The sequence below is a fragment of the Streptomyces sp. NPDC086777 genome (assembly GCF_040702065.1).
Lineage (GTDB): Bacteria > Actinomycetota > Actinomycetes > Streptomycetales > Streptomycetaceae > Streptomyces.
The window spans coordinates 209548-219943 of record NZ_JBFBJI010000006.1 but is presented as its reverse complement, the minus strand read 5'-3'; the positions used below and the strand labels follow the sequence as shown (position 1 = coordinate 219943).

Sequence of the window (10396 nt, the reverse complement as noted above, 5' to 3'; positions counted from 1 at the left end):
CGCGCAGCTCCCCGCGCCCCCGGGCCGGCCACGGTGCCGCAGAACGGCCGGGCAGCAGGACCCCGTCGGCGCTGTCGATCCGTCGCGGCGGGGTTCGGCGGGAGCAGGGCTCTACAGCCAGCCCTTTTCGCGGGCGATGCGGACCGCTTCGGCTCTGTTGCGGACGGCGAGCTTCTGGATCGCCGTGGAGAGGTAGTTGCGCACCGTGCCCTGGGAGAGGTGCAGCGTCGCTGCGAGTTCCGCGTTGGTCGAGCCGTCGGCCGCCGCGCGGAGGACCTCGCGCTCGCGGTCGGTCAGGGGGTTGGCGCCCTCGGCGAGGGCCGCTGCCGCGAGGGTGGGGTCGATGACGCGTTCGCCGGCGAGGACCTTGCGGACGGCTTCGGCGAGCTGGGCGGCGGGGGCGTCCTTGACGAGGAACGCGTCGGCGCCCGCCTCCATGGCGCTGCGGAGGTAGCCGGGACGGCCGAAGGTCGTGAGGACGACCAGTTTCACCGCCGGCAGCGCCCTGTTGAGCTGGGCCGCCGCCTCGATGCCCGTGCAGCCCGGCATCTCGATGTCGAGCAGGGCGACGTCGATGTCGTGCTGGCGGGCCGCGGGCAGCACCTCGTCGCCGCGGGCGACCTGGGCCACGACCTCGATGTCGTCCTCCAGGCCCAGCAGGGCGGCCAGCGCCTCGCGGACCATCGACTGGTCCTCGGCGAGGAGGACCTTGATCGTGCTGCTCATGCCCCGGATCCTACGGCCATGCCGGAGTCGAGCGGGACCCGGGCGACCAGCCGGAAGCCGTGCTTCAGGCGGCCCGCCTCCAGCGTGCCGCCCGCCTTCTCCAGACGCTCGGTGAGGCCGGTGAGCCCGTTGCCGGGGCCCTTGCCGGAGCCGCCCGAACCGTTGTCCTCGACGGCGAGTTCGAGGACCGGGCCGTCCAGGGTCTGACGGCGCAGCAGTTCGACCGCGCAGCGGGTCGCGCCGCTGTGCCGGACGACGTTGGTGACCGCCTCCCGCAGCGCCCACGCGAGGGCCGCCTCGCCGTCCTCGGACACGCCGGCGAGGTCGGGGTCGGCCGGGACCTCGGCCACGACCACCGCGGCGGTCAGGGCGACCTGGGCGCCGGCCAGTTCGGCGGCGAGCCGGGGGCGCCGGTAGCCGGTGACCGCCTCCCGGACGTCCACCAGGGCCTGCCGGCTGACCTGTTCGATGTCGGTGACCTGCTGGGCCGCCTTGTCCGGGTGATCGGGGAGCATCCGGCCGGCCAGCTCGCTCTTCAGGGTGATGAGGGAGAGGGAGTGGCCCAGCAGGTCGTGCAGGTCGCGGGCGAGCCGCAACCGCTCCTCGTTGGCGGCCAGCTGGGCCACGGTGGCACGGGCCTTGCGCAACTCGACGGTGGTGGCGACGAGTTGCCGGATACCGGTCATGGAGTAGCCGACCAGGAGCACCACCAGGAACAGGCCCCAGGCCTCGTCCGGGTTGTGGGCGTGCCAGCCGGCCAGCATCATGGCGGCGGTGGTGGCCGGGATCGTCCAGTAGGCGACGCGGAGCGGGAAGGTGACTCCGCACATCACGGAGACGTACACGAACAGGCCGAGCCAGGAGCTGCCGAGGCTGAAGGCGAGGACGACCGCGAGCACCCACTGCACGGCGACCGCGGCGGTGACGATCCCGCCGCGGAAGGGCCGGCCCATCTGGCGGAAGACGATGGCCAGGTAGATCCCGGCGAAGGCCGCCAGACCGGCCCAGCCGGCCACCGTGACACCCGTGGTGTGGTGGCCGGCGGCGAGGTCCCCCACCGGGGAGGCCAGGAAGACCAGCCACGGCAGGACCCACACCAGCTTGCGCATCGCCTCGCCCCGGTTGCGGGGCGGCCGGCCGATCCGCACCAGCCGGTCCGCCCGGGCTTCCTCGTCGGGCCGCAGGTCTTCCGTCATCGTGCTCACGCCTTCAGCGTGTCCTTCCGGTACAGCCAGGCCGCGCCGCCGACGAACAGGGCGAAGAAGACGACGAGGATGGCGATGTCCTGGGTGTGCGGGGCCCGGCTCTGCTCGATGGCCCGTCCCAGGGCAGCGTACGCGTGCGTGGGCAGCCACTTCGCGATGTCCTGGAGCCAGGTCGGGAAGGACGAGGACGGCCACCACAGGCCGCCGAGGATCGACAGGCCGAAGTAGGTGATCATCGTGATCGGGCGGACCGCGTCACCGCTCGCCAGGTACCCGATGGCGACACCGAGCGCGGCGAAGACCAGGCTGCCGGCCCAGATCGCGCCGGTGAGCGCGAACCACTGCCAGGCGTCGAGGCGTACGTGCTTCACGGACGCGGCGACCAGGAAGACGACGACGATGGAGGGGAGGCTGACCACGGCCGCGCTGGCGGTCTTGGCCAGCACGTAGCCGCGGCCGGGCAGGGTGGTCAGACGCAGCTGCCGTACCCAGCCGCTCTCGCGCTCCTTGGCGATGCGTTCGCTGTTGCCCATCAGGACGGCGGTGAGGGCGCCGAAGGAGGCCATGGAGACCATGACGTAGGCGGCGACGGACAGGCCGGAGTTGTCGACGGTGTCGCCGGTGCCGCCCTGGCTGGCGACCAGCAGGAAGATGATCGAGGGGTAGATCACCGAGAAGAACAGGAACTTGCGGTTGCGCAGGGCGCGGGCGAGTTCCAGCTTGATCAGCGCGTTCACGACTGCGTGGCCTCCTTGGCCTCTTCGGCCTCCGTGATGGCGACGAAGGCCTGCTCCAGACCGAGCCCGGCGACTTCGAGGTTGCGGGGGTAGACACCGAGGCCGTACAGGGCGTGGACGGTGGCGTCGGCGTCGGACGACTGCATGCGGATCGTCTGGCCGCTCACGTCGACGGCCGTGAGGAAGGGCAGCGCCCGCAGCGGGGCCTCGTCGATCTCGCCCTCCAGGTCGAAGGAGATCCGCCGGGCGCCCGCCTTGGCCTTGATCTCGGCGGCCGTGCCGTCGGCGAGCAGCCGGCCCCGGTGCAGTACCAGCACCCGGTCGGCGATGGCGTCGGCCTCTTCGAGGTAGTGGGTGGCGAACAGGACGGTGCGGCCCTGGTCGGCCTGCTCGCGCATGGTGGCCCAGAAGGCCTGGCGGGCGGAGACGTCCATGCCGGTGGTCGGCTCGTCCAGGACGATCAGGTCGCTGTCACCGGCGGTGGCGAGGGCGAAGCGGACGCGCTGGGACTGGCCGCCGGAGAGCTTGTTGACCTTCCGGTCGGCGATCTGCGAGATGCCCGCGCGGGCGAGGACGTCGGTGACCTTGTAGGGCTTCGGGTGCAGCTCGCAGGCCAGCTTGACCAGTTCCTGGACGGTGACCTCGTCCATCAGGCCGCCGCTCTGCAGCATCGCGCCCACGCGTCCGGCGACGATGGCCTCGCGGGGGCTCAGACCGAAGACGCTGACCTTGCCCGCGTCGGCCTGCTTGAGGCCGAGCAGCAGGTCCAGCGTGGTCGACTTGCCCGCGCCGTTCGGCCCGAGCAGGGCCACGGTCTCCCCCGGGTGCAGCCGCAGCGAGAGCCCGTCGACGGCCCGCACGTTCCCGTAGGTCTTGCTCACTTGGTCGAACCCGACCACCACCGGGGTCCCGGTGGCCGTCGTCGCCGCTGTCGTTGTCATGCCTCCATGCTGGCGGTGAGCCGGTGGCCGGGGGCAGTGTCGCGCGTCCGGAGAGCCGCATGACAGATGTCATGAGCAGCGCCTGACATGCGGGAAGGGGCGCCCGGTGAGCACCGGGCGCCCCTTCGTCGCGCGTCAGCTGGGGTTGGTGTCGATGACTCCGATGCGCTGAGCCGCGGTCTTGCCGACCAAGGCCTTACGCAGTGCCGAGGCGACGTCCTGCGGTGTGACCGGCGTCTTCTGCCCGGTGGCCCGCATGATCAGCACGCCGTCGAAGGTGCTGCCGTACGCCTTCTTGAGAGCCTCCAGGTTGTACGTCTCCACCAACTTGCCGTCCACTGCCTTGAAGCCGAGGATCTTCGGCAGTGACAGGGCACCGAACGGGATGCTGTGCGCCGCGTCCGTCTGGACGAAGGCCTTGGCCGACATCGCCGGCTCCGCGAACGCCTTCATCTCGCGGTCGACCTCGGCGTTGGAGACCGTCGGCTGGACGGTGGCCGTCGGCACGGCCACCGCGGCGGCGTTGCCGGTCTCGACCATCTGCTTGTACGCCTGCTCGACCGCCGTCGTGGAGGCGGCCGCGTCGATGCCCTTGCCCGCCTTGCCGTAGACCGCGACGGCCTTGCCTGAGGTGAACTTGATCGTGCCGTTGGTGACCGAGCCGGAGCTGCCGCCGAGGTCCTTGAGGGCGGCCTGGAGCTTCTCCTCGTCGACCGGCATGACGGGTTCGACGACCCGCTTCTGGCCGAACAGGGAGCCGATCACGGAGACCGGGTTGTAGTCGCTCTTGGCGGCCGCCTCGACGGTGTTCTGGATGTCGAACTGCAGGCCCGCCTGGTCCGGCGGCAGCGAGACGGTCTTGCCGTCGACGGACAGCTTCAGCGGCTTGTTCACCTGCGCGCCGAACGCGTCGTCGAGCTTCTTGACCGCGTCGTCACGGGTGCCACCGCCGATGTCGACGCCGAGCACGGTGGTGCCCTTGGGCACGTCGGAGTGGTTCATGAGCAACCCGGCACCGTAGAGGCCCACGCCGGCCACCACCACGACCCCGCCGAGCAGCGGCAGCTTGCCGCGCTTCTTCTTGGCCTTCGCCTTGCCCTTGCTCTTCGCCTCGGCCGGGGGCGGCGAGACCGGCTCGGGCAGCTTCGGGGGCGTGTACGGCTGCGGCCCGTCGGTGGGCGCGCCCGGCGCGAACGGGGAGCCCGCGCCCGGCGGTACGACCGGGATGCCGCTGCTGACGGTGTGCCCGGAGACGTTGTCGGCCGGGGAGCCGTAGCCGGGCATGCCGGGTTCGGGGGCGGGTTTCTGCGGGGTGAGGATCGCGGTGTCGTCGCTCAGGCCGCCGCCGGGGAGACCGGGGGCGCCGGGCGCGGTGCGCGCGCCGGGCCGGGCCTGGGCGCTGCGGGCGCGAGGGCCGCCGGGGCCCGCCGGGCCGCCGCCGGGGCCCGCGGGACCGCCCGGGCCGCCGAAGGGCTCGCCGCCGTTGAAGGCGCCGCCTGCCGTGCCGTTCAGGCCGCCCGGGCCGCCGAAGGGCTCGCCGCCGTTGGCTGACGGGACGAACGGGCCGTCGCCGGTGACCGGGCCGCCGGTGGGACCTGCCGGGCCCTGCGGGCCGCCGGGACCGCCGGGGCCGCCCGGACCGCTGAAGCCGCTGGGGCCACCGGGACCGGCCGGGCCGCCGCCGGGCACGCCGGGGCCGCCCTGGGTGCCGTTCTGGCCGCCGTTGTCGGCGAAGTAGGGCAGGTCGTCGCGGCGGGCGTCGCCGCCCGGCGCGCCGCCCCGGGGGCCGCCGAGCGGGCCCGCGGCGAGCGCCTCGGTCACGTCGAAGGAGCCGGTGCCGCCGCCGTGGCCGGGGGCCACCGGGCCGCCGGTCGCGCCCGTGGGCAGCCCGGCGCCGTTGGTCCCACCGGGCCGGGAGCTGCCCGGCACGCTCATGGCGCCGACGACACCGCCGGGGCGGCCGCCGTTCGCGGCGCCGGAGCGGGGAGCGCCGCCGCCGTTCGGACGCGGCGCACCCGGAGTGTTCGGCGAGGCAGCGGGCGAACCGCCGGGTGTACCCGCCCCGTTGGTGGCACCGGCGCGCTGTCCGCCCTTGGTGGGGCCGGACTTGCGTGGCGCAAACCAGTCGGTGGTGGGCGCGGGCGCCGGTTCGGCGGCGGGCGGCTCGGCGTTGCCGGTGGACGTGGCGGCACCCGCGGGGCGCGCGTGCGTGCCCGTCTCCTCGCCCGTACCGCTCTTGCCGCCCTCGACGGCCGTGCCGCCCTCGACGTCCGCGACGGGCGTACGGACGACCACGGGCGGAATCGGCCGGGAGCCGGGGATGTTGATCCGGATCCGGGTCGTCAGCGTGGTCTCGGTCTTGCGCTCCTCCGGCTGCGCGGCCGAACGGGCCGCGTCCCTGCCGTCGTCGGAAGCCATGGGGGTCCCGTACGGCGGCGTACCCGAGGGGTAAGCGGATCCACCGCGCCCGTCGGGCCCGGAGGACGGAGTGTCAGTTTCACGACTCAAGGCAGGTTCTCCCGGTTGGCTCCACCGCCCGTGACGACCTCGCTGGGACGGCTCGGCGGCGCGCACCACCATACTGGCCACTTCTGACGCTTATCCCATGACCGCTGGGGAAACCCACACCGGACTCGCACGGGCGCCCCACGGCGAAGTGGTACGTCACTTGCCAAGTCGGGCGCCGCCCGCTTCGGGTTGCCGCCCCAAACCCATTGTGGCGCAGATCACAGCCAGCGCCATGCCGCCGAGCAGGAAGAGGTACGAGCCGCCTCCCGCGCCGAACAGGAAGTCGCCCTCCGGCCTGCTGGCGGTGAGGAAGATGACGGCGACGACCCAGCCGAAGGCCGGTGCGACGGCTCCCGATCGGCTCGCCAACGCCCGGGCCCCGCCGAGGAAGAGCCCCCCGGCGCCGGCCAGGGCGAGCAGCAGCCCGCCCGGGAACCAGCCGGCCTGGACGAGGGCGCCCGCGGCGCCGACCACGGCCCCGAGCACGACCAGCCCGGCGAGGGCCGCGGCCCGTCCGGCGGAGGGTGCCCGCAGGGGTTGCGCGAGCATCGAACCGCGTCCGCCGGAACTCATGACGCCTCCCCGAGGCCGGCGAAGAGGTCGGTCTCGCGCGGCGCGCCCGGCTCCCCGCCCACCAATTCGTAGAACTCCGTGGTGAACAGGGGCTGGGCCAGCTCGTTGGAGAGCGCGAAGTAGCGGGCGCCGTGCGGGGCCACCTCGACCTGGGTGGCGTGGGCGGCCATCGCGGCGGCCTTCGCGGCCGCGTACGGGGTGCCGTCGATCTCGGTGGTGACCCGGCGGTCGTCGACCACGCCCGGCACGTCGTCGACGGCGGCGGACCTGGCGAAGGGCAGCCCCGGCAGGTCGCCTCGGAGCCGGGCGAAGGCGGCGTCGGCGACGGTGCGCGGGACGCGGTTCCAGTAGACCTTGGCGACCCGGTGGCCGGCCTCGGCGGCCAGCTCGACGGCTCTCATGGCGACGCGGTGGGCCTGGATGTGGTCCGGATGGCCGTACCCGCCGTTGTCGTCGTACGTGACGAGGACCTGGGGGCGCGTCTCCAGGACGACCTCGGCCAGGTGCCCGGCGGCCTCGTCGACGTCAGCCTGCCAGAAGCAGCCGGGCGCGTCGTTGTCGGGCACGCCCATCATTCCGGAGTCGTGGTAGCGGCCGGGTCCGCCGAGCAGCCGGAAGTCGGCCACGCCGACCTCGCGCATGGCCGCGGCCAGCTCGCCGAGCCGGTGCTCGCCCAGCGCGGGGCCGGTGAGATGCCGCAGCCCGGGCGGGATGACCTCGCCGCCCTCGCCCAGGGTGCAGGTGACCAGCGTCACATGGGCACCCTGGGCCGCGTAGCGGGCCATGGTGGCGCCGTTGTTGATCGACTCGTCGTCCGGGTGCGCGTGCACGAGCAACAGACGCCGGGTGGGCAGTTCCGTCATGTGCCCACCCTACGAAACGGCACCGGCGGTGCCGCGCAGCCCGGGGCGACCGGTGCGGGAGGCGGCCGGGGTCAGAACTTGATGCTGCCGATCATGCTGGCGACGTTCGTCGTCAGATCGCTGATCGTCGGTGCGATGGTCGAGGAGGCGAGATAGAACCCGAGCAGCATGCACACCACGGCATGACCGCCCTTCAGACCCGACTTCTTGATCAACAAGAAGACGATGATCGCCAGCAGCACCACCGCCGAAATCGAGAGTGCCACGGCGGCTCACCTCCAAAGATCCCAGGGACGCGGGGGGTTCGGACTATGGGGGTTGTAGATCGGTACAGCAATTCCAAGCGCACGCCAGCAGGTTCATACCCACTCAGCGGTAGTGATCATAACTATGCGTGCTCGCGCATCGCTCGGCGCACGGCCGCACAAGGGGGCGCATGGCCAATATGGTCGGGGGATGACGACCGAGGCTGTCTCATTCCCCCGCCGGCACGCCCGCACCCAGCGTTTCACGCTCGGCGCGCCGCGCGCGTTCACCGTGGCCCCCGACGGCTCCCGCGTGGCGTTTCTGCGCTCCGGCTCCGGCACCGACCGCGCCAACTCCCTGTGGGTCCTTGACGTACCGAGCGGCGAGGAGCACCTAGCGGCGGACCCGCGTACCCTGCTCGGCGGTGCCGACGAGCACCTCTCGCCGCAGGAGCGGGCCCGTCGCGAACGCAGCAGGGAGGGCGGTGCCGGCATCGTCGGCTACGCCACCGACGCGACCCTGGAGTTGGCGTCTTTCGCCTTGTCAGGACGGCTTTTCACGGCCGAGCTCAGGGCCGGTACGGCACGCGAACTGACCGTCCCCGGGCCGGTGATCGACCCACGCCTGTCCCCCGACGGCCGCCATGTCGCCTACGTCGCGGCGGGCGCCCTGCGCGTGGTCGGCGCCGAGGGCGAGGGCGACCGGGCGCTCGCCGAGCCGGAGTCGGAACAGGTCACCTACGGATTGGCCGAGTTCATCGCGGCCGAGGAGATGGGGCGTTCGCGCGGCTTCTGGTGGTCGCCGCAGTCCGACCGGCTGCTCGTGGCTCGCGTGGACGACACGCCGGTGCAGCGGTGGTGGATCGCCGATCCCGCCCACCCGGAGCGTGAGCCACATCATGTCGCCTACCCGGCGGCGGGCACCGAGAACGCCGACGTACGCCTGTTCGTCCACGGCCTCGACGGGGAGCGCACGGAGGTCTCCTGGGACCGGGCGCGCTATCCGTACGTGGCGCATGTGCACTGGTCAGAGGCGGGTGCTCCGCTGCTGCTCGTACAGGCGCGCGACCAGCGCAGCCAGCTGTTCCTGGCCGTGGACCCGGGGTCGGGGGCGACCCGGATGGTGCACGCCGACGAAGATCCAACATGGCTTGAACTGTTCGGTGGAGTGCCCTGCTGGAGCCCCTCAGGACAGCTGGTCCGGATCGCCGACGAGGGGGGTGCCCGAGTGCTCGCGGTGGGTGAACGCCCGCTCACGGGACCCCAGTTGCACATCCGTGCGGTTCTCGACGTGACCGCCGACGACGTGCTGGTTTCGGCGTCCGCCGGCGAGGAGGCCGAGTCCCCCGAGATCGGCGAGGTGCACGTCTACCGGGTGAACGAGCTCGGCGTGGAGCGTGTGTCGCAGGAACCCGGCGTGCACACGGCCGTGCGCGCCGGGGGCGTGACCGTACTGGTCTCCGCCACCCTCGACCGCCCCGGCGCCCGCGCCCAGGTGCTGCACGACGGCGACCGAAGGGAGACGGGGGTCCCCCCGGCCGGAGGCAGGGGGAACCTGTGGACCGTCACGTCGTACGCCGAAGACCCCGGTTTGTCCCCGCGCGTCACGCTCACCGAGGGGGGCGCACGCCGAATTCCGTGCGCCGTGCTTATGCCACGGGACTACCACGGCGACACTCCCCTTCCGGTTTTGCTCGACCCGTACGGGGGGCCGCACGGCCAGCGGGTGGTCGCCGCCCACAACGCCCACCTGACCTCCCAGTGGTTCGCCGACCAGGGTTTCGCGGTGATCGTCGCCGACGGCCGGGGCACCCCGGGTCGCTCCCCCGCCTGGGAGAAGGCCATCAAGGACGACGTCGCGGCGACCGTCCTCCAGGACCAGGTCGACGCCCTCCAGGCGCTCGCCGCCGACTTCCCCCTCGACCTGACCAGGGTGGCGATCCGCGGCTGGTCCTTCGGCGGCTACCTCGCCGCCCTCGCGGCCCTGCGCCGCCCGGACGTCTTCCACGCGGCGGTGGTGGGCGCCCCGGTGACCGACCTGCGCCTGTACGACACCCACTACCAGGAGCGCTACCTCGGCGACCCCGGCAAACAGCCGGAGGTCTACCGCCGCAACTCGGTGATCGACGACACGGGCCTGGTCGACGCCGCCGAGCCGCACCGCCCGATGATGATCATCCACGGCCTGGCGGACGACAACGTGGTGGTGGCCCACTCCCTGCGCCTGTCCAGCGCCCTGCTGGCCGCCGGCCGCCCGCACGAGGTCCTCCCCCTGTCGGGCGTGACCCACATGACCCCGCAGGAACAGGTGGCGGAGAACCTGCTGCTGCTCCAGCTGGACTTCCTCCGGCGCACTCTCGGACTGGGCTGAGCAACAGCACTCCACAGAGCACCGCAACCCATCATTGAGGAACCCCGACGAAGCACCAGCCAGGTCCGCGAGAGCGGCGCCGGTTCAGGCGCAAAAAGGGGCAACGGGCCGGAGCGACATGGCGCGCTCCGGCCCGTTTACGGCACCCGCACGGCCGTACGCTGAAAAGAGTGCAGCGTCCGTATATCGAGACCGGGTCGGCGAAGTTGCCTGCGTGTTAACGCGAT

At 72.7% G+C, this 10396-nt stretch carries 9 protein-coding genes; 1 reads left to right on the top strand and 8 read right to left on the bottom strand.

Features of this window, described 5'->3' with window-relative positions; genetic code table 11:
* Positions 1-111: 111 nt before the first annotated feature.
* From AB0472_RS11480 to AB0472_RS11445, 8 genes are all read right to left on the bottom strand, one after another.
* Positions 112-726 (bottom strand): response regulator transcription factor, encoded by a 615-nt coding sequence (locus AB0472_RS11480; protein ID WP_366355503.1) that lies wholly within the window; start codon positions 724-726, stop codon positions 112-114.
* Positions 723-1922, bottom strand: coding sequence for a histidine kinase (locus tag AB0472_RS11475; protein WP_366355710.1), 1200 nt, complete (start codon positions 1920-1922; stop codon positions 723-725). Before AB0472_RS11475 ends, AB0472_RS11480 begins: the two co-directional genes overlap by 4 nt.
* Positions 1923-1927: 5 nt before the next feature.
* Positions 1928-2668 (bottom strand): ABC transporter permease, encoded by a 741-nt coding sequence (locus AB0472_RS11470; protein ID WP_366355501.1) that lies wholly within the window; start codon positions 2666-2668, stop codon positions 1928-1930.
* Positions 2665-3609: an ABC transporter ATP-binding protein gene (locus AB0472_RS11465; protein WP_366355500.1), complete on the bottom strand. Its 945-nt coding sequence runs from the start codon at positions 3607-3609 to the stop codon at positions 2665-2667. The genes AB0472_RS11470 and AB0472_RS11465 overlap by 4 nt, the downstream gene beginning before the upstream one ends.
* Before the next feature lie 135 nt (positions 3610-3744).
* The gene (locus AB0472_RS11460) at positions 3745-6117 is read right to left on the bottom strand and encodes a hypothetical protein (RefSeq protein WP_366355498.1); all 2373 of its coding nucleotides are present in this window, start codon (positions 6115-6117) and stop codon (positions 3745-3747) included.
* A 156-nt stretch (positions 6118-6273) separates the two neighbouring features.
* Positions 6274-6690 carry a DUF6113 family protein gene (locus tag AB0472_RS11455; protein WP_366355496.1) on the bottom strand — a complete coding sequence of 139 codons (417 nt, stop codon included), beginning with the start codon at positions 6688-6690 and terminating at the stop codon, positions 6274-6276.
* A complete protein-coding gene (gene mshB / locus AB0472_RS11450) occupies positions 6687-7553 on the bottom strand; it encodes an N-acetyl-1-D-myo-inositol-2-amino-2-deoxy-alpha-D-glucopyranoside deacetylase (RefSeq protein ID WP_366355494.1) in 867 nt (288 codons plus the stop codon). Before mshB ends, AB0472_RS11455 begins: the two co-directional genes overlap by 4 nt.
* Before the next feature lie 71 nt (positions 7554-7624).
* Positions 7625-7819: a hypothetical protein gene (locus tag AB0472_RS11445; protein WP_089098958.1), complete on the bottom strand. Its 195-nt coding sequence runs from the start codon at positions 7817-7819 to the stop codon at positions 7625-7627.
* Positions 7820-8009: 190 nt separating this feature from the next.
* Between AB0472_RS11445 and AB0472_RS11440 the strand changes: the two genes are divergently transcribed.
* Complete coding sequence (locus tag AB0472_RS11440) at positions 8010-10169, top strand: prolyl oligopeptidase family serine peptidase (protein ID WP_366355492.1); 2160 nt, start codon at positions 8010-8012, stop codon at positions 10167-10169.
* Positions 10170-10396 lie beyond the last annotated feature (227 nt).